Source organism: Rhodanobacter sp. MP1X3 (genome assembly GCF_014207165.1).
Lineage (GTDB): Bacteria > Pseudomonadota > Gammaproteobacteria > Xanthomonadales > Rhodanobacteraceae > Rhodanobacter.
Map to the genome: position 1 here is coordinate 1 of NZ_JACHCO010000003.1, position 19,058 is coordinate 19,058.

A 19,058-nucleotide genomic window follows, 5' to 3' on the forward strand; every position below is an offset into this window, starting at 1 on the left:
AGCGCTTGCACTCCGCGTTGGGGTATCGTTCTCCCATCGAGTTCGAGGCACAATGCGGCTAACCAGTCGGTGTCCACTTTTGCGTAGGAACTCTCCGGCTTCGCCGCCGCTTAACTCCAGCGTTAGACGGTATGAACATCATCACTATTGATTGCACAGGAATTACTAGTGAGCCAGACTTTTGGCGCACTTACTTGCACGCAGCAAAGCCTTCGGGCGGCCACCTTTTTGGCTGTAACCTCGACGCATTCCGAGATGCAATTACTGGCGGCCCTGGATGGCCTGGCGAGTGTCATCTCAGTTTCGTCAACACCGAATCGCTCAGGGGCATCAACGATGGGCGGCTCTATCAAGGCATTAAATTAATTGCAGAAACCTCGTCAGCGGTATCCATCCGTGTCCGGTGAGCCGTCTAACATTTCATTTAAGTGGAAGCGCGTAGCCCCGAGCATTACATCTGGTTTGCCATCGAATGGCGAAACCTCATGCTCGTTTGAGCGCTAAGAACCTAAAGCAGGCTAAACAGATCAACCAAATCGGGGGCGAGATGGAAGACAAAGAGCAGATTCGGTCACAGTCGAGTGCTGTCATCTCCAAGACGACGCTAGATTCTCCTTCAGGAATGTCAGCAGCCGACGTAGGCTCCAGCCACGTCGACCGAGTCTTCAGAGTCAAGTTCGGTCAAAGCGTTGGCCACACTCGGGTCGGCGCCGACTCCTTTCGTTTCACGGGAGCCGGTACCATGCAGATCGGCGAAACGGACTTCCAAATTTACGGAAAAAGAAGGCGACCGTTTTGGTTTGGCTTGCAAGAAAAGCATTGCTTTCCATTGGATGCGCTTTTCAACGTCGCACGTGACGGCAATTCGTTTCACATCATGGTTCGCTCGGATCGAGAAAAGAAGCAATTCATCAAATTCAGCACGAACAGCAGGTTGGATGCTGGTGAAATTGAGAATCTCCTCCCAAGCGAACAGACACCTGAGTTTGCTAAGGCGCGCTTGGAGGAATCAGATTTCCATCAGCGATTGGATCGCCTAAGTCCGAGAGCACCCGTCACCCTCATAATTATCGCGATCAATTTGATTGTATTCGCGGCGATGTGCATTGGGGGCGTTGGTGTCTTTGATGCAGACAGTAATCTAGTCATGAAGTGGGGTTCCAACTATGGCCCGATGACCATGGGTGGCCAATGGTGGCGGCTCTTCACTTCCATGTTTGTCCATTTTGGGATCATCCATATTGCGCTCAACATGTTTGTGCTCTTTCAAAACGGGCGAATGATCGAACGGCTTTTTGGTAGCTTCAGATTTATTTTGCTTTATGTGTTTGCAGGGCTTGCTGGCAGTATGGTCAGTCTCCTGTGGAACCCGGAAGTGAATAGCGCTGGCGCGTCGGGTGCAATATTTGGCCTGATTGGTGGCTTACTGGTGTTCGTTCTCAATCCTCGTAACCGGGTGCCTAAGGCAGTCGTGCAAGAGCATCGCAACAGCACGCTTCTTTTTGTGGGATACAACCTTTTTTACGGGTTTGCACACACAGGCATAGATAACGGCGCCCATATAGGTGGGCTAGTGGCCGGTTTGGCGATGGGTTTCTTGCTTGCTCGGCCACTTGATCTTGAGTCGCGGGCGAAATCGGATGTCAATCGCGTGTTGATGGCCACCGGCAGCGGTGCGTTAGCTCTAGGTCTGATGATGTGGCCGCTTAAAAACCCATCCGCTACTACAGAAGGTGATCTGCAGTTTAGGAGCGCACTAACTGCCGTCGGGCCCCAGAACGTGATTGCCATCAATGCCACGAACAGATTGAACGACAAGGCTCGTGCAGGTGCCATTTCTACAAAGGAGTTTGCGGCTGAATTAGAAACTGACGTGGTGCCAAAGTGGGAGCTACCGTATAACGAAATTGCGGCGGCGAAGCTCGGACCACAAGACTCTAACTACCCACTGCAGCAAGCGATGCTTCGCTATCTTGGAGGTCGGCGAAATTCCCTGCGACTTGTTGCTGAAGCAATAGATAAGAACGATGATCGATTGATGCAGCAAGCAGAGGAAGAGACCAAGGACGCGGCGGCGGCGCTTGCTGACATTCAAACGATCAATCATGCAAAAAAATAACGTACTTGCGAACGTAGATCAGGAAACGTGACTGTGGCGCCGCGACGTTCTCAGGCAAGTTTGCAGGACTTACGGAATGTTCCTCTTCCAACCAAAACGAATTCCTTGGCAATATTTCTTCGCGGGCCTCAACAATGAGCCGTCATATAAAATATGAGCCACCGCGCTGGTTCGAGATTGCACTTTTGACGATGTTATGTGCCCCGATGATCGTAGATTGCATCGCTTTCTATATGTGGTTCATTCCGAATCCTTCTTTCAGGCTGCAAGCTGCAGTTGTCGGTGGGGTCTACGTTGTGCTCTTGGGCCTGCTTCGGTGGTTTGGATTTGGGTGGCGAAGAAATCTTGCTGAGAAGTGGCGAAGGGGAAAGAGTACGCGGTCGATAGCAGCATTAGCACTAGGCATTTTTGCTATTGGATTTCTAGCTTACAGAGTGGTGCTCATAGTCATCCCAGATGAGTTGACCAAGTTCTACGGTAATTCAGCAGAACGATCGGTGATCGTCAAAGAAATTTATAGGCATATGCGGGCGAGTCCGTTCTGTCTTTACACCGTAACGATCACAAGTCATGACAACAATCGCGATACGGATTTTTGCCTTAGCGATGTTCTGGCAAATCAGCTCCATGTTGGAGAAGAACTGCATTTGCACGGCAAAGAGACTCGCTTTGGTTTCAGTTTTTCGGGCTACAGCGATTAGAAAATTTAAGCGATGTTTAAGTCTGCTTCCGACCCATATCTGTTAAGACGGGAGGATTCGCCGCCGCTTAACTCCAGCGTTAAATCTCACCGGAATGGCTGCTTTGCGGCATGAATTATTAGCATGCGACAGGCCGTTGTTGGCCGATTCCGGCCGGTGGCCTTGCGCTGGATAGGAGGCCGGCGTGCTGATCAAGATCGACGGGTTCTACTGATCAAATACATCGGTGCGCGTCATGTGCCGGACGAGATCGCCACGGGTCACTGCAAAGATATGGCAGCATAGCTAGCCGGCCGGGTCAGCTAGCTAACCGGGTCAGGGCACTAACGGGAATGGATGCGGGGGCGTGATGTTTCGATGGATCAAGGATATCTGGGGCGGTTCTGAACCCGTTGAGTTCATTAGTGGCTACGGGCTGACGGAATCCGTGGCGCGGTTGAAGGCGGCGACGAAGTCGTGGTCGCTGTTTCGGGTTGCCGAGCAAGCGGCGGTGGGTCGCGTGAGCGAGACGCGGGTTTCGCTGCGACGCGTGGTGCCGATGTTCGGCAATTCGTTCAAGCCGGTGTTTACGGGGCGCTTTAGTCAGGCCAACGGTCAGGTGGTGCTGACCGGGCGGTTCGGGCTTAGCTGGTTTGTGAAGTTGTTCATGGCGTACTGGTTCGGGTTTTGTGCGCTGTTTGTGCTGCTGTCGCTGCCGGCTGCCGCGCAAGGATCTGCCGCCGCATTCATGCCGTTGGCAGGTATCGGCATGTTCGCGTTGGGGCTTGGCATGACGCGCCTGTTTGCTTGGTTCTCGCGCGGCGACCCCGCGTGGCTTTCGCAGGTGATTCGCACGGCGCTGCATGCACCGGTATCGCCAGAGGCCACTTTGGCATTGCCCGCATCGAGGCCGTCCGACGCGCGTCCGCCGTTTATCCTTATCGTTACCGGCGTTTTCTGCCTGTTCGGCGTGATGTGCTTTGTCGGAGCGCTGCAGGGCAGGGGCGCAGGCGTTATCCATGCCGGCGGTGCACTGATCGAGCGCTATCCGCGAGCCGTACGGTTGGGAGCCGTCGTCAACGGCCTGATGTTGTTGGCGTGCGCCTATGGCATCTACCGCCGTTACCTGGTCGCGTGGTGGGCCGGTTTCGTGTTGCTGTTGTTGGGACAAGTCTACTCCGTGGTCGATCTCCTCAGTCGCGAGGATCTGGGCAATGCCCGCATGCTTGGTATCCTTTTAGGCGTGGGATCGCTCTTCGTCGCCACTCTCTTCGGTCGCTGGTGGTACGCGCAGCGGGTTCACTTCCAGAGGTGGAAAAGCTGAGCGGCGTTAGCCGACTCGAAGCATCTTGCTGACCGATAAAGGGGCCAGCTCAGATTCACCTATTCGATAACTAGTAACTGAACGTTCCATTTTGGGTGAAGAAAGATGGTCAGCAGCGACGTCATGAATAGCTCGGAAATGGCCGCGATAGCACGGGTGGTCAATGCCATCGCTAGAGACATTAGGGTTGCGATTGACAAACTCGCTCCTGACGCGCTTTCTCGTCGTCAGAGACTTTCGCGAGCATTGCTCACGAGCTCAATTGAGCACTCCGTAGCATTGACGCACCTGCTTGCTCAGCACGACCCCTACTATGGCTACCCTGCAGTCACGCTATTTCGACCGCAGATCGAAGCATTGGCGCGCGGAGTATTTTTCACGCTGCCAACCGCCTCATCGGATGAGGAAGTGGAATCTTTTCTTGAGACCGACAAGATGCCTAAGCGGCTGCCTGCGGATGGTGGTAAGCCACGTACTCAACATCTGAGTGAGCTCTTGGACTCTACGCGCGGGGTGCTCAAGCACTTTCTACCGGCGGCCTTGGTTCCCTTCGTCGACCAAGCGTATAGCTACGACCTAGACACATATAACGGATTTGTTCACGGCGGTTCAAAGGTCGAAGTGGGATACGCGTGTATCGGACGGCGGCTACTGTTTTCACCAGACTTTTATCAGCTCATGAATATCGCCAGGCACTCATTGGCACAAGCCCATTTCGCCGAAGGGGTTCTCTCTGCACTCGTTTATCAACTGGAGATGCCAACTGATGTCGCGCCTGACCGGAATAGGCTCATTGCGGAGTATGAAGTGCTTATTCGACAAGCGGATACGCACTTCGGAAGTACGTCGTTGTGAGCTTTCCCATTTACAGCAAGGGAATCGGGCGGCGGTATCGCTTGCCGTGGTTAGACGCCGAGTAAAGTAGCAGCCAGAACGGACTGATAAGGGATTGGGAGTGAACCCCTTTTGTATAACGTCCGCTTTCGACACATATATCTGAGGCGTCAGCACCGGCACCGCGTTCAGGTCTTACCGAAACGGTGTTCAGCCATTACAAGCAACCATACGATCAGCGGTTCGGGAATGTCTTTTGGCAAATACGCCATACCGTAGCGCCGTAAGTCAATCTTTCAACGTCGTTTTAATATCAACCAGCGCGGCGGCGTTGACCATAAAGTGCTACGTGACTGCGCAGCACTTCGGCAATGACTTCGCCCAAACGCACGGGCACCGCGTTACCAATCAACCTACCCAAAAGGTAGAACGTGGCCCTCTCTCCCTTCCGGAGAAAGCGGTATTTGGCCGGGAACGTTTGGAGAACCGCAGCTTCGCGCAACGTAATTGCGCGGTCCTGTTCGGGATGACCGAAGCGACCGTTGCCGTATCCGAAGCACTGGGTGGTCATCGTCGGGCCCGGCTGGTCCCATGACATCCTGCCGTAGACACTCGGATACGTGTCGCCTGTTTCCCGTTGGTGGCAGGCCGCACGGAGGCTTGGATGCCAGTCCCGCCACGTACCCCCAGGTCGCGACGCTTGGATTCTTTCCATATTGATGGCGCTGAGCCGGGGGGCGGCATGCATTGGGTCATTCGCATGCGCCTCACCGGCGGAAACGGAGGGGAGATGTCCAATCGCATCTCTGACCGTCACTTGCCGGTAGTGGGATGTGGGTATCGAAAGTCCCTCCGGACCAAGCTTTGAAGCCAAAAGCACAAAGCGCTTTCTGGTTTGGGGAACGCCGATGGCCGAGCATTCAATAACGCTCCACGCCACGTGATAGCCCTCTAGGTCTTTCAGGAACTTCTGAAAAACCGGGTGCTGCTCCATTTGGGGCACGTTTTCCATCGTCACGAGGTCCGGCTGAACTTCCCGAATCAATCGGCCAAAGCTCACGACAAGTTCCCAATCCTTATTGCTTCCTCCACGACGGCCGCCTCTGCTGTACGTCGAGAAGGGCTGGCATGGGGCGCAGCCAGCAAGCAACCTCAATTGCTTCCCTTTGAACAACCGCTTGACCGTATCGGCGGACAGGTTTTTGACATCTTCCTCAATGAAGGTTGCCGAGTTGTTGGCCTCATAAGGGAAGCGGCAAATCGGATCGAGGTCGATACCGGCGCGGACCATGATCCCCCCGAGGGCAAGGCCATGCGTCAGCCCACCCACGCCGCAGAACAGGTCCACCGCCTCAATTGCCGAGGTTTTCCGCTTAGATTCCTGAGTCTTCAAGCGGGTACTGGCCTTCTATCTTCTTGCAAAAATTCATGCTGATTGACGTACAAAGCAAACGCCTCGACCACCTCAAACAGATAATCAATCGTACGTTTGGAGAGGTCGCGCAGCTCGCTGACTGTCACGTTCTCACCACACTCTGCAAATGATATCCCACCGTGCGCCAGGGAATTGCGCAGACTTTTAACTATTTCCATCGCCCCCTTGTCGTCTCGGAAAGGCCTCTTAATGGCCGAATAGACAGGCTTACTGACCGCCAACTGGAATCCAAGCCGTGCCGCGATGCCCTCTATGGCTGCGTCATCCCAGTTACCGCCACCTCCCTTGTCCATCTTGAACCCGTTGACCGCCAGTGAGTCAACCATGTGTCCACATAGGGCTAGAGCGCTGTCTAAGCGATGCTCGTGGGTGAGTTCCACATGAGTTCTGGCCATGACCCTAACCCACTCGCGTCTGAGCGTCAGAATTAGGTCAGAGGGCAGCCATTTCCCCTGGGAAATGGCTGCGTCTGTGACACCGTCGACACATCGAACGACAGTGGCTTCGACTAGGTTGTAGAGATGCAGAAATACCCCTGAATACAGAATCCGCTGTTGCTGCACAGATATGGTCGCGCCTCCTGAAAGCCGAGGCGGTCCGGATCTTGCCGATGCTTCCATGTCAGCGAGGAAGTCCAGGTAAGCATCAATTTCTTTCCGCCTATCTTCAAACAGCTGCCTCACGTCTTCCATGATTATTTCCCCAGCAATCGGTCGCGGACGTACTCCATACGCCTCTTGAGCCGACTAACGGCATTCGCACCGTCCGACCCAGTTATTTTTGCGAAGTCTGTTTCATTAAGCCAATGCTCTACATCTGGCGGTTGCATGACAATTTGGGGGGCGCTCTGCAAAGCCATGTAAGAACCAATTGCAATTGCTTCGAAGCGTGACCTAGGAGTGGCCTTACCTGATTTGGCTTTGCGAAACCCAAATGGGAAGACACTCTTGACGAAGCTCAACGTCTCAAAAAAACGTGCCTTATAGGCATCTGCGAGCGCAGGATCTTTTTCAAAAGACTCATTCATCTTCTTTGTGTAGCCAAAGATGAATTCAGAAGGACGGTCTTTGTAGCCGTCCAAACCGTCTCCGTAGGCAAAGAAGCGGGTCACCAACTCTTCTCGCTCTCTTTCCTTAATTTGGGCAGCAGACACAGGAGCCAGCTCAACCAGTTCGGGAGCTTCTGCAAGCTCGATGACCATGCTCATAAATGGCCCCGCCAGCGCACCGCGCCGCACTTCCGCCGTGTTAGCTGCTTTGCTGCCGGTGTTGATACGCTCGAACATGTCGAATCGTGCTTGCTCATCAGCATGTTCGTTAAGCACGATGCCGCGTATAGACCTGTTTTTTATTTTCCGCTGTCGGGAGTCCGGTAGATCCGAAAATCGGAATCCCGAAATCTTCGGAAGGGCTTGCAACTCAGATAGCTTGAGATCTCCAAGAACGAACTCCTCCAGCGTTCGCAAACGCTGTGAGCCATCAACGATTTCGAGCTTCCCGTCGGGCATTTCCCAAAAGAAAAGAAACGGAATTGGTAGTCCCATCAGGACCGACTCAATGAAGCGAGACTTTCGATCTTGTTCCCAGGTAAATTCACGCTGATATGGCGGAACAATAAATTCACCGTCCTGCACCTTTTGAGCGAGAATTTCTACGGAATACTCGGTCATGTAGAACTCAATCCTTTTCGACTGTTCTACAATTTCGGCTTCCGCAGACTCCTTTTCTTCCTGGGTGATTTCCCGGTGCTTGGCGGCTGTTGCCATGGTTATGCATCCCTGATAGTCCGTCAGCGTCCCTGAGCCGACGGATGCCCGCCGCACCAGGCGTTACGGCCATTCTAAGGTGGGGGAGGACACCAAACAACGCGCCGCTCCGGACGCTCCAATCTATACGGGCAACCAGATTTGCCCAGGCCTGGGTTAGCGACGGTACACAGGCGATATCCAGCCAGCCTGTCAGCCCAGAAAAAGGCCGGTTTTACACTTCCTTCGACGCTTCGTGCGAGTTGGCGAATGCCATCCAAGAGTGGGATCGCGTCCGATATGGCCCGTCGACCGACATGCCGACTGGCGAGCATCTGGCTTAGCGATCTACTGGATCAAAACGATAGTTCGCACCATGACCAGCACCAGCGCAGCCGACAAGTGTCAACCGGAATGAGTGACCAGCTTCACCGGAATCCGCACTATCTCAGGCATCCACGCCCGCGTTATCTAGATCTAAGCTGCTCTGCGGCCTAGCCAGACTCGCGACTGCATATGGAGGGTCTTTGCATCAAGGCTGCTTGGCTCGTGAGCGCTTGCGTTTGCCCGAGCCTTTGAAGTCTTTGATCAGTTGCGCGAGTTCGTCGTCTTCGGCATAAAAGTACGCCACAGGGAGGTCGAGGACCTTAGCCAGCTGTTGCATGGTTTGCAGGTCGGGCTGGTGGACGCCGGTTTCGTAGCGGTTGACGCGGGTGCTCGCGACGAAATCGTCGAGACCTGCGTCGATGCCCAGGTTGCGCTGCGAGATGCCGCAGACCTCCCGCGCCTCGCGCAGCCGGCGGCTGTAGACGGGGAGCTGTCTTTTCTCAGTCAAGCGTTTTCGAGTTCCGGACTTCCATATGCGGAAGCTTCCGGAAGAGCGCTAGATCTCGATACTACGTAAATCGTAGCTACGGCAGGATTACCCCGATGTTCTGGATAACGGAGCCGGATATCCGCGGTCGGAGATGCCGTACCGGTGCCCGTGTAGGAAGCGTGTCCTTACCTTGGGGCAGTGTTTTATTAGCGCTCGCGCTTACCTTTGGGTTTGAAATCCGAGATCAGCTTCGCGAGCTCGTCGTCCTCAGCGTAGAAGTAGGCCAATGGGAGGTCGAGAGCGTTCGCCAGCCGTTGCTGGGTTTGCAGGTTAGGTTGGTGGACACCTTTTTCGTAGCGGTTGATTCGGGTGCTCGCGACGAATTCGTCAAGGCCCACCTTGATGCCTAACTTGCGTTGCGAGATGTCATAGGTCTCCCGCGCCTCGCGTAGTCGGCGACTGTAGACGGCGAGCTGTCTTTTCTCAGCCAAGCGTGGGCAAGTCCGGATTTTCCATATGTGGAAGCTTCCGGAAGTACTCTTGACTTCGATACTACGTTAAACGTAGTGTATTAAGAGAGCTACGTTTAACGTAGCTACGCGCAAATCCTCGGCATAGCCGTCAGGCAGCAAAAGCCGTGCGTCGTTGCGGATCTGCGAGGGAAGTTGAAAGACGGCAGTGCGGTGATATCAAGCCAGCGATGCACTGCCGCCTCTGCAAGCCACTCACAAAACAGTTCTTGCCCGACGACCTTGCCAAGGCCGGGACACGACCGGATCGGCAGGCCAACAGGGCCAACCTCAGGGGAAAGCAAAGGACGCAACTATGAAAACAAATACGTTACGACACGCCGTTTCCATCGCCATGCTGGTCGCTGCCACCGGCACAGCCGAGCCGACGCGGGCACAGAAAGCCGCCACGGATACGAGCCCGCCGGCGCGGACCGCAGTGACCGGCTCACCGATCGACACCGATATCGATCTGCCTGCCGGCACGCTGGCCGCGGCGCTCGATGCGCTCGGCCAACAGAGTGAGTTGCGAATGGACTATCCACCCGCGCTGGTAGCGGGCAAGCAAGCGAGGGCGGTGCATGGGCGCATGAGCTGGCGCGACGCGCTCGGCCGTCTGCTGCAGGGCAGTGGGCTTTCTTATCGGCAGGCCGGCGATAGAGGCGTCGTGATCGTGAGCGTGCCGGATAGCGCCGCCTCCGCCCCGCGCTCGGCGGGCAACGGCGCGGCAACGACCGCGTCGCCCTCGACACCGGCAGCGGCACAACTGGCCACGGTGACCGTGACCGGCACGCGTATCCGCGGCGGCAGCACGCCGTCGCCGGTGGTGTCGATCGGCAGCGAGCAGATGCAGCAGGAAGGTTTCGCCGACCTGGGCGAGGTGATACGCAGCGTGCCGCAAAACTTTTCCGGTGGACAGAATCCGGGCGTGCTCAGCGGCAACCTGGCCGGTGCGGGTAACGCGAACCAGAACCTCACCGGCGGATCGAGCCTGAACCTGCGTGGCCTGGGTGCGGATGCCACGTTGACCCTGCTCAACGGGCGCCGCATGACCTACGGCGGCTTTACCCAGGCGGTGGATATCAGCGCGATACCGGTGGAGGCGGTGGACCGCATCGAGATCGTCGCCGACGGTGCGTCGGCGATCTACGGCTCCGATGCGGTGGGCGGCGTGGGCAATGTGATTTTGAAGCGTGACTACGACGGCGTGACGGTGGGCTCGCGCTTCGGCACGGCGACGCAGGGCGGCATGAGCACGCGCGAGTACGACGCCACGGCTGGTACCACGTGGAGCACGGGCGGGCTGATCGCCACGTATAAGGACGAATCGGTCGACCCGATCTACAGCAGCCAGCGTAGTTACACCGAGCAGTTGGTCGACCCCGCCACGCTGTATCCCGGCAGCGATTTGCGCAGCGGCCTGCTCAGCGTGCACCAGTCGCTGGGTGACTTTGCCGAACTGCGTCTGGATGCGCTGAGCACCACGCGCGACCAGCTGTTTTCGTACAACTACAAAGGCGTTGTCAGCCGGGCGACGCCGCATACCACGACGACGCTGATCTCGCCGAGCCTGGCATTCTGGTTGCCAGGCGACTGGTCGCTGACGTTCGGCGCGACGTCCGGCCAAAGCGAGCACCACGAGTATCTAGTGCAGACGGTAACGGCCAGCGGCGCGGCGGCTCTGACCGATGCCTGCTACTGCAATACCAGCCACAGCTACGAGCTGGGCGCCGAAGGGCCGCTGTTTGCGCTGCCCGGCGGCGATGCGCGGCTGGCGGCCGGCATCGGCTACCGGGACAACGGCTTTCGCGATGTCGACCACGTGACCGCGGCCGATACGTTTCGCGGCAGCGAGGGCACGCGGTTTGCGTATGCGGAATTCAATCTGCCGCTGATCGGCGCGGACCAGCAGGTGCGCGGCGTGCAGCGCCTGGACGTGACCGCCGCGGTGCGCGGCGAGGACTACAGTACCTTCGGCGGCGTAACGACGCCGAAGCTGGGCCTGCTGTACGACCCGAACATGGACTTTACGTTGAAGGCCTCGTGGGGCAAATCGTTCAAGGCGCCCACGCTGTTCGAGCAGAACTATGCGCAGAACGCGTATCTGTTTTCGCCGAGCAGTTTCGGCGGCGTGGGTTATCCCGCGGGTTCCACCGTGCTGGTGCTCGATGGCGGCAACAAGCAGCTCAAGCCGGAGCGGGCCGATACGCGCTCGGTGTCGCTGGCGTTTCATCCCGAGGCGCTGCGCGAGCTGGAGGCAGAGCTGAGCTGGTATCGCATCGACTATCGCGATCGGGTGATTCAGCCGATCGCCAATTCGAGCCATGCGTTGAACAACCCGATCTACGCGCCGTTCGTCGACACGGCGCCGACCGCGCAGACACAGGCGGACGTGCTGGCGAATGCGGAAACGTTCTACAACTATGTCGGCGCGCCGTACGACCCGAGCAAGGTGGCGGCGATTATCTACACGCAGTACGCCAACACCGCGCAGCAGCGCATTCAAGGGGTCGACCTGTCGGGCTCGTACCGGTTCCACCTGGGGCAGGGCGCGTTGACGCTGCGCGGCGCGACCAGCTGGCTGGACAGCTCGCAGCAGACCGTGGCCGGCGGGCCGGCGTACGCGCTGTCGGGCACGCTGTTCAATCCGCCGAAGATCAGCAGCCGCGTCGGTGCGGACTGGAAGAGGGAAGGGTTTACCGCCTCGCTGTTCGCCAACTATCGCAGCGGCGTGACCAACCGGATCGACGGCGTGAAATCCGCCTCGTTCACCACGTTCGATGCCGCGCTGCGCTATGCCATCGGCCCGCGCGACGATGCGCTGTCGGGGCTGGAATTCGCGCTGACGCTGGACAACCTGCTCGATCGCGATCCGCCGTTGTACCGGGTGACGTCGCCGCTGTATGTGGCGGCGTACGACTCGACCAACTATTCGCCGATCGGCCGCTTTGTGAGCGTTTCCGTATCCAAGCACTGGTGATGCCGGCGGGGTGCCGGCGCGGCCGGCATCCCGCGATGGCGGGAGAGAAAGAGCATGTCTTTGATGAAGTGGATGGTGCGGCGGCTGTGGGTAGTCGGCGCGTTGTCGGTTGCGTGTGTGTGCGTGTGCCATGCGGATGACATGTCGCCGCGTCGGCTGCTGGAGGTGGCGGATATCGCCAGCCCGACGGTGTCGCCGGACGTCCGCCGCGTGGCGTTTCGGGTGGAGCGCGCGTCGGTGGCGCGCCATACCTACGACGCCGAGTGGTACGTACAGGGCCTGGACGAGCCGTGGCCGCGACGCGTCGGCGACGGCGGCGTGCCGCTGCGCGATTCGGCCGGCGGCTCGCTGTCGCCCAAGCTGGTGTGGTCGCCCGACGGTCGCTGGATCTACTACCTCGCTCTGATCGATGGAACGATCGACGTGTGGCGCGCGGCGGCCGACGGCTCGGGCGCGCAAGCGCTGACGCACGACGCGGCAGACGTGCGCGATTTCAACCTTGGCGAGGGCGGCAAGGTACTGCGCTACAGCGTCGGCGCGACGCGCGACGATGTGCGAGCGGCGGAGCAGGGCGAGTACGACGACGGTATCCGCATCGACGCGAGCGTGCCGATCGGCCAGGGCTTGTTTCGCTCCGGCTTTGTCGGTGGACGCCTGGCGACGCAGCGCTTCAGCACGGTGTGGTTCGACCATCTGCCGCTGCTGGCCGATCGGCCGGATCGCTGGGCGCAGATCGACCTGACGACCGGCGCGCGTCGGGCGCTTGCCGATGCAGAGGTACCGGCCGTGTCGTCGCCGCTTAATGACACGGCAGGCGTCGATGGCGATGCGTGGAAGTCTGTTGCCGATGCGCAGGGCGAACGAGTGGCGTGGCTTACGCATATCGGCGACGCCGCCGGGCAGCAGGTGCGACCGGATGTTCTGCTGTCCGCGCTGCCGCACGCGCAGGCGAGTCGCGCCGTGCGCTGCGTGTCGGCGCTGTGCACGGGCAAGGCCATCACGGCGATGCAGTGGCGGCCGGCGCATGACGAGGTGCTATTCACCGTCACCGATCCGTACATGGGCATGGCGCAGTCGATTTTTCGATGGAATGTTTCGCGCGGCGATGTGCATGTGGTGGCAGCGACCGATGGACTGGCCAACGGTGGGCGCGATACCGCATCGAACTGCGGCGTGTCGGCGGCGACGCTGGTGTGCGTGACGGCGCAGGCCGATCGGCCGCCGCGGCTGGAGCGCATCGACGTGGGCAGCGGAGAACGTCGCGTGTTGTTCGACCCGAATGCGGCGCTCGCCATGGACATGCTCAAGGCGCCGCCCGTGCGACTGCTGCGATGGCAGGACAAAAGCGGGCAACGGTTCGCGGGCTGGTTCTTTTCGGCGCGACGTGGCGGTGATGCGCCGGCGCCGTTGTTTATCACCTACTACAGCTGCGCCGGCTTTCTGCGCGGTGGCGTAGGGGACGAGTGGCCGCTGGTTTCGCTGGCGCAGGCCGGCATCTCCGCGCTGTGTATCGACCGACGCCCCGGCTTCACGATGGACGCGGTGGCGCGCTATGGCGAGGGCTTGACCGCGGTGGAGAGTGCGATCGATCTGCTGGCCCGGCAGGGCGAGATCGACCGTGCGCGCGTGGGCATGGGCGGATTGAGTTTCGGCGGCGAGGTGACGATGTGGACGCTCGCCCACTCGCACCTGCTCGCCGCCGCGTCGGTCGCCAATCCGGTACTGTCGCCGCTGTACGACCTGATGGGCAGCATGAAAGGCGACGCCTTCGCCAAGGGCTTGCGCAGCCTGTGGGGGCTGGGCTCGCCGAGCGACACACCGGCGCGCTGGAAAGCGCTGTCACCGGTGTTCCAGCTGGATCGGATCGACGCGCCGATTCTCTTTCAGCACTCCGAACAGGAGTACCTGTATGCGCTGGACTACGAGATTCCGCTGATCCGCGCGCACCGCGCGGACCTCTACGTGTTTCCGAACGAGCCGCATCAAAAATTCCAGCCCAAGCACAAGCTGGCCGCGTACGAAAGAAATCTGGACTGGTTCCGCTTCTGGCTGCAGGGCTACGAAGATCCCGACCCGGCCAAGGCCGCGCAGTACGCCCGTTGGCGGCAGATGAAAGCGCGGGCGCACGCCGATAAAGGCGAACACGTGAATGCGCCGGTGGTGATCGGCGCGTCGGCATCCTGATTGGCGTTGGCCGGGGGTGGAATCGGCCAACACCGGCCAGTCGGCTGCCGAAAATGCATGCCGCAAAGCGGTCATGTGCGCGTTTCGGGAAGTCCCCGCCGCGCGTCACTTGATGCACCGGTAATTGAATGTATACACTGTATACATGCCTCGCCTAAGCACTGCCGAAAAAATCCTACGCGCCGCGCACCGGCTGTTTGACAACGGCGGCGCCGATGCCGTCAGCATGCGCCGCGTAGCTGAGGCGGTCGGCATCACGCCGATGGCCATCTATCGACATTTCCCGAATCGCGAAGCCTTGCTCAAGCGACTGTCCGACGACAGCTTCAACGCAGTGGCGCAGGAATGGCAGGCGCGCGCGCAGCACCCGAACGTGCTCAAGCGCCTGGTCGCCCTGCTGGAACCGTACCTGGACTACGCATTGACCCATCCGCACCTGTTTGATCACGCGTTCTCGCTGCGTCGTGACGATGCGCGACGCTTTCCCGAGGACTTTCGCGAGCGCCAGTCGCCGACGCTCACCGTCATCGCTGACGCCATCGTCGAAGGCATGCGTCGCGGTGTACTGCGCAAGGACGATCCGTGGGATGTGGCGATGACCCTGTGGGCGCACTCGCATGGGCTGATCGCGTTGTATCGCGCGGGTCGCTTCAGCTACGACGAAGCGCAGTTCCGCCACTTCTATCTGCAATCGCTGGGGAGACTGATCGATGGCATCAAATGTTGATCGCAAGTGGCTGGCGCTCGAGCTGAGCGCCACGGCGCTGTCGGCGCTGCTCTGGTGGTATGGCAGCGGCCTGCATCCGCTGTGGTGGCTGAGCTGGCTGGCGCCGCTGCCGGTGCTGCTGCTGGCAGCGCGCGTTCGCGCCCGCTGGGCCGCACTGGCGGCGTTCGCGGCGTATGCCATCGGCGGGCTGAACCAGTGGGATTACCTGCACGGCTACATCGGCCTGCCGCTGGCGACGATCCTTCTCGTGATCGGCGAGCCCGCCCTGATGCTGACCCTGTGCACGCTGCTGTTCCGGCGGCTGCTGCTGCGTGGCCGCGCGATCGCGGCGGTGCTGGCGGTGCCGACTCTATGGATCGCGATCGAATACCTCAACACGCAGTTTTCGCCGCACGGCACATTCGGCTGCATCGCCTATACCCAGATGGATGCGCTGCCGGTGATTCAGATCGCCGCTGTCACCGGTCTCTGGGGCATCGGCTTTCTGCTGTTGCTGCTGCCGGCTGCGCTCGCGATGCAGATGTCACCGGCGGTTTCGAGGCGCGCCCGCGCGGCCGTCGCCGTGATCACCGTGCTACTGCTCGGTGGCTCTGCCGCCTATGGCGGCTGGCGCTTGCAGGCACCGGCGACCGCCACGATGCGGATCGGTCTGGTGTCGCTGGAAAAGCCGATCCGGCCTGCACTGCACACCCCGGACGGCCAGGCGCTGCAAGCGCGCTATGTGGCGGCGATCGATCGCCTCGCCGGCCAGGGCGCCCGCACCGTGGTAATCCCGGAGACTTCGTTTGCCACCGCTGACGCCACCGTCCCCACGTTCGCTGCCCTAGCGCAGCAGCACGACCTGACTCTGGACGCTGGCATCGACTTCAAGGGTGACCCGCGGGCGGAGCGCAACATGGTGATGCTGTTTCAGCCGGGCGCGGCCGTACCGAGCACTTACAGCAAGCACCACCTGATTCCCGGATTCGAGAGCCAATACACGCCGGGCGACAGCTACCGGATGCTCGAGGGCACACCCGGCGTAGGCCTGGCTATCTGCAAGGACATGGACTTCCACGACATTGGCCAGGCGTATGCCGCACGGGACGCACAGCTGTTGCTGGTGCCCGCATGGGACTTCAGCGTGGATGGCTGGCTGCACAGCCGCATGGCGATCATGCGCGGTGTGGAAAGCGGCTTCGCCGTGGCGCGTGCGGCACGTTCCGGCCGCCTCACGCTGAGCGACGACCGTGGCCGCGTGCTGGCCGAGGCGTCCAGCGAAAAACACGATGCCGAACTGGGGGGCGACCTGCCGCTACGCGGGACGCATACGCTGTACGGGCGCTGGGGCAACTGGTTCGCCTGGATGGATCTGGCGGCCCTGCTGGCGCTGCTGATACAGGCCGCGCGCCGGCCACCACACAACGGCGCTGATTGATTGCCGCTGCGCGCCGACGCTGACCGAATACGGTGCCGAGGTTGTCCGTCAGACCATCGCTGCGAAGATAGTCTGGCGGTATCTGCCTGTCTCTGGCTTGCACGGGCATAGTCTTGCCCGCAAGGGCAGGCAGGACCCGCGCGCTCATCACCAGACTCGAAGAGGAGCCCAATGTGAATCCCAACACGGGTATCAGAGAGTTGGCGCTTCGTGATCCTGACGGGCATTACGTCAGGATCAGCGCGCTCGCTGAGATGTGACAAGTCATTCATGCCCACACCCGCTTCGCGAGCTGACTTCGCAGAATCTCGTAACGAAGCCAACACTCACGGGTTATCAGCCTTCCTCAAAGCGGACGCTCGCGACTGACGGAAACGGGTCGTCAGCGGATCTGCCTATGAATCAAGTTGGCGCTCAAGGTCATTGATCTTGAAATTTGGGCATTTCTAGCGATTTCGTTTTCTAAAGTGTCGACGGCGCGGCCGATGATCTTCAGTCGATGCGTGGAACGTGGCCTTCCTTTTCGCGTTCTGCTTATCACGCAGTGTGCGTCTTAAAAGCTCCACAGCGCCTACGGCACTGGCAACTGCACCGATGCCATAGTCGACCCATGTCCAGTGCGGGGCACCTAAGGCTACCAGAGCCAAAACGTGCGAATCGTGATTCATCTGTCAGCCACCTATATTGAAAAAGCCTCTAGATTTGAATGTCACGAGATGAAGTAATGTCAGCAATGGGTGGCGGTCTCAACCGGTCGATGCAACACACTGACGACTGCTCAGGTTGCGGGAGTGTTGCATATGAAGCATCGAACCCGAAGCCAGTACACGGAAAATCAGAAGTCCCAGATGTGGGATCGTTGGCGGTGGGGTGGATCGCTGCATCAGATCGCCCAACTCTTCGATCGGCACCATTCCTCGGTTCGCAGCATTCTTGCGGCGTCCGGTGGCATCCGTCCAGCGTTGCGCAAACGCTCGCCGCGGGCATTGACACTACACGAGCGCGAGGTCATTTCGCGGGGATTGGTGGCAGGCCAATCCATTCGTTCTATCGCCGCGTCCTTGCAGCGTGCACCTTCAACCATCAGTCGCGAGATTGGGCGTAACGGCGGGTCGGAAACCTATCGCACCACACAGGCCGACCATGCCGGCAATCAATAAAACGAGTGCAAAAATTCGCATCTAAGCATCACCTTGATGTTGGCAAGCGCGTGAGCAAATGTCCGCATGGAGTCGGAGGCGTATAACACCCTCTCATCTCACCGATGTGGTGCGGCATTCTGGATGGGAACAGTTCGTCGAGTACCTTACTTGGCATGACGGTCTGCTTCTATCCCATGGAATCGTTGTCGCTAATGGAAATCGGCTACACAGGTGGATGGGTTACCGAAGACGTTGGTGTACGCAACGCGGTCGTGCGCAGGGACTATTGCAATGTCAGGATGCGCGCGATGGAAGTCTGCTATTTGTTTCGTCGTCGTATCGGCTAGCTCAGGCTCGGAGTCAGTGTTGCTGCGAATGGCCGGGCTCTTGGGTAAGCCGCGTTCTGCCGCTTCCAGGGTGTCGGCGGCGTCGCCTATGAGAAACACGTTACGTCGGCCGAGCTTTACGAACAATCCCTGCGAGCCTGGGGTATGGCCGGGTAGGGGCACGACGACGATCGTCCCATCGCCATAGATGTCCTTGCTCTTCTTGAAGCCCAGATATGGGCCCGAGTCGTAGCTCAGCACCTTCAGCCGAGGCTTCACTGCCGCGATGAGCGACGGCGGCGTAATGGTCGGATGCGTCGTTTGAACGGCCATCCATGTCACCTCGGCGGGCGAGATGTAGATGGGGGCTGCTAATTGTGTTGCGCCGCCAAGGTGATCATAGTGGGCGTGCGTGATGAGGATGCGGGTAACCTGAGAAGGCTGCTCATCTACGCTCGCAAGTGCATCGACGATTGATTTGCGGTCCTTTGCTCCCGAAACGACCTGCGATCCAAAAGCTCGGGCGGGCGCGGGCAATTCGTTCATTTGTGCCTCGGCGTTCGGGCCAAAGCCGGTGTCGATTAAAACATCGCTCTTGGCGTCCCGAACAAGTACGCCGGAAATGGTGCTGTGCCAGATTTTTGTATCGCGAAGTCCTGCGCCACCCATGGCGCCATCCATCGTGGCCGCTGAGGTTTCGACCCAACAGGCCTGCGGCTTGTCCGCTGGCCTCTGAGCGGCTGCGGAGGCGGATATCAATAAGCCCGCAACGATTGTAAGCATTGTCTTCATGCAGATCTCCTTGAGGAGTTGCAACTTC

14 protein-coding genes and 1 pseudogene are annotated in these 19,058 nt (G+C 59.2%); 9 read left to right on the forward strand and 6 right to left on the reverse strand.

Features of this window, described 5'->3' with window-relative positions; all coding sequences use genetic code 11:
* Window positions 1-742: 742 nt before the first annotated feature.
* From HDE79_RS09135 to HDE79_RS09150, 4 genes are all read left to right on the forward strand, one after another.
* Window positions 743-2,119 (forward strand): rhomboid family intramembrane serine protease, encoded by a 1,377-nt coding sequence (locus HDE79_RS09135; RefSeq protein WP_184601667.1) that lies wholly within the window; start codon window positions 743-745, stop codon window positions 2,117-2,119.
* A gap of 134 nt (window positions 2,120-2,253) precedes the next feature.
* Window positions 2,254-2,820 carry a hypothetical protein gene (locus HDE79_RS09140; RefSeq protein ID WP_184601668.1) on the forward strand — a complete coding sequence of 189 codons (567 nt, stop codon included), beginning with the start codon at window positions 2,254-2,256 and terminating at the stop codon, window positions 2,818-2,820.
* 349 nt (window positions 2,821-3,169) lie between these two features.
* The gene (locus HDE79_RS09145; protein WP_184601669.1) at window positions 3,170-4,123 is read left to right on the forward strand and encodes a hypothetical protein; all 954 of its coding nucleotides are present in this window, start codon (window positions 3,170-3,172) and stop codon (window positions 4,121-4,123) included.
* A gap of 123 nt (window positions 4,124-4,246) precedes the next feature.
* A complete protein-coding gene (locus tag HDE79_RS09150; protein WP_184601670.1) occupies window positions 4,247-4,978 on the forward strand; it encodes a hypothetical protein in 732 nt (243 codons plus the stop codon).
* Between the two features lie 292 nt (window positions 4,979-5,270).
* On the opposite strand, the gene HDE79_RS09155 is transcribed toward HDE79_RS09150, so the two are convergent.
* From HDE79_RS09155 to HDE79_RS09175, 5 genes are all read right to left on the reverse strand, one after another.
* Entirely contained in the window at window positions 5,271-6,350 is a 1,080-nt protein-coding gene (locus tag HDE79_RS09155; RefSeq protein ID WP_184601671.1) for a DNA cytosine methyltransferase, read from the reverse strand.
* Entirely contained in the window at window positions 6,347-7,084 is a 738-nt protein-coding gene (locus HDE79_RS09160; RefSeq protein WP_184601672.1) for an MAE_28990/MAE_18760 family HEPN-like nuclease, read from the reverse strand. Before HDE79_RS09160 ends, HDE79_RS09155 begins: the two co-directional genes overlap by 4 nt.
* Window positions 7,085-7,086: 2 nt before the next feature.
* Window positions 7,087-8,157, reverse strand: a complete 1,071-nt coding sequence (locus HDE79_RS09165; protein ID WP_184601673.1) for a DUF262 domain-containing protein — start codon at window positions 8,155-8,157, stop codon at window positions 7,087-7,089.
* Window positions 8,158-8,668: 511 nt separating this feature from the next.
* Complete coding sequence (locus HDE79_RS09170) at window positions 8,669-8,971, reverse strand: helix-turn-helix transcriptional regulator (RefSeq protein WP_184601674.1); 303 nt, start codon at window positions 8,969-8,971, stop codon at window positions 8,669-8,671.
* Window positions 8,972-9,159: 188 nt separating this feature from the next.
* On the reverse strand, window positions 9,160-9,444 hold the full coding sequence (locus HDE79_RS09175) for a helix-turn-helix transcriptional regulator (RefSeq protein WP_184601675.1): 285 nt from the start codon (window positions 9,442-9,444) through the stop codon (window positions 9,160-9,162).
* Window positions 9,445-9,778: 334 nt separating this feature from the next.
* Here HDE79_RS09175 and HDE79_RS09180 point away from each other — a divergent pair, with 334 nt between their 5' ends.
* From HDE79_RS09180 to HDE79_RS09200, 5 genes and pseudogenes are all read left to right on the forward strand, one after another.
* Window positions 9,779-12,442 carry a TonB-dependent receptor gene (locus HDE79_RS09180; protein WP_184601676.1) on the forward strand — a complete coding sequence of 888 codons (2,664 nt, stop codon included), beginning with the start codon at window positions 9,779-9,781 and terminating at the stop codon, window positions 12,440-12,442.
* A gap of 54 nt (window positions 12,443-12,496) precedes the next feature.
* Window positions 12,497-14,626: an Atxe2 family lasso peptide isopeptidase gene (locus HDE79_RS09185; protein WP_184601677.1), complete on the forward strand. Its 2,130-nt coding sequence runs from the start codon at window positions 12,497-12,499 to the stop codon at window positions 14,624-14,626.
* A gap of 145 nt (window positions 14,627-14,771) precedes the next feature.
* Window positions 14,772-15,353 carry a TetR/AcrR family transcriptional regulator gene (locus HDE79_RS09190; protein ID WP_184601678.1) on the forward strand — a complete coding sequence of 194 codons (582 nt, stop codon included), beginning with the start codon at window positions 14,772-14,774 and terminating at the stop codon, window positions 15,351-15,353.
* Window positions 15,337-16,770, forward strand: coding sequence for a nitrilase-related carbon-nitrogen hydrolase (locus HDE79_RS09195; protein WP_184601679.1), 1,434 nt, complete (start codon window positions 15,337-15,339; stop codon window positions 16,768-16,770). The genes HDE79_RS09190 and HDE79_RS09195 overlap by 17 nt, the downstream gene beginning before the upstream one ends.
* An 800-nt stretch (window positions 16,771-17,570) precedes the next feature.
* Window positions 17,571-17,897: pseudogene (locus tag HDE79_RS09200) on the forward strand (helix-turn-helix domain-containing protein); the annotation flags it as partial.
* 224 nt (window positions 17,898-18,121) lie between these two features.
* Here the strand turns inward: HDE79_RS09200 and HDE79_RS09205 are convergent.
* Entirely contained in the window at window positions 18,122-19,030 is a 909-nt protein-coding gene (locus HDE79_RS09205; protein WP_184601681.1) for an MBL fold metallo-hydrolase, read from the reverse strand.
* Window positions 19,031-19,058: the final 28 nt, after the last annotated feature.

What these genes read in the sequence shown, in the direction of transcription:
- HDE79_RS09165 (WP_184601673.1), bottom strand. Translation starts at nt 8,157, where the DNA reads ATGGCAACAGCCGCCAAGCACCGGGAAATCACCCAGGAAGAAAAGGAG.
- HDE79_RS09145 (WP_184601669.1), top strand. Translation starts at nt 3,170, where the DNA reads ATGTTTCGATGGATCAAGGATATCTGGGGCGGTTCTGAACCCGTTGAG.
- HDE79_RS09135 (WP_184601667.1), top strand. Translation starts at nt 743, where the DNA reads ATGCAGATCGGCGAAACGGACTTCCAAATTTACGGAAAAAGAAGGCGA.
- HDE79_RS09195 (WP_184601679.1), top strand. Translation starts at nt 15,337, where the DNA reads ATGGCATCAAATGTTGATCGCAAGTGGCTGGCGCTCGAGCTGAGCGCC.
- HDE79_RS09190 (WP_184601678.1), top strand. Translation starts at nt 14,772, where the DNA reads ATGCCTCGCCTAAGCACTGCCGAAAAAATCCTACGCGCCGCGCACCGG.
- HDE79_RS09140 (WP_184601668.1), top strand. Translation starts at nt 2,254, where the DNA reads ATGAGCCGTCATATAAAATATGAGCCACCGCGCTGGTTCGAGATTGCA.
- HDE79_RS09160 (WP_184601672.1), bottom strand. Translation starts at nt 7,084, where the DNA reads ATGGAAGACGTGAGGCAGCTGTTTGAAGATAGGCGGAAAGAAATTGAT.
- HDE79_RS09205 (WP_184601681.1), bottom strand. Translation starts at nt 19,030, where the DNA reads ATGAAGACAATGCTTACAATCGTTGCGGGCTTATTGATATCCGCCTCC.
- HDE79_RS09180 (WP_184601676.1), top strand. Translation starts at nt 9,779, where the DNA reads ATGAAAACAAATACGTTACGACACGCCGTTTCCATCGCCATGCTGGTC.
- HDE79_RS09185 (WP_184601677.1), top strand. Translation starts at nt 12,497, where the DNA reads ATGTCTTTGATGAAGTGGATGGTGCGGCGGCTGTGGGTAGTCGGCGCG.
- HDE79_RS09150 (WP_184601670.1), top strand. Translation starts at nt 4,247, where the DNA reads ATGAATAGCTCGGAAATGGCCGCGATAGCACGGGTGGTCAATGCCATC.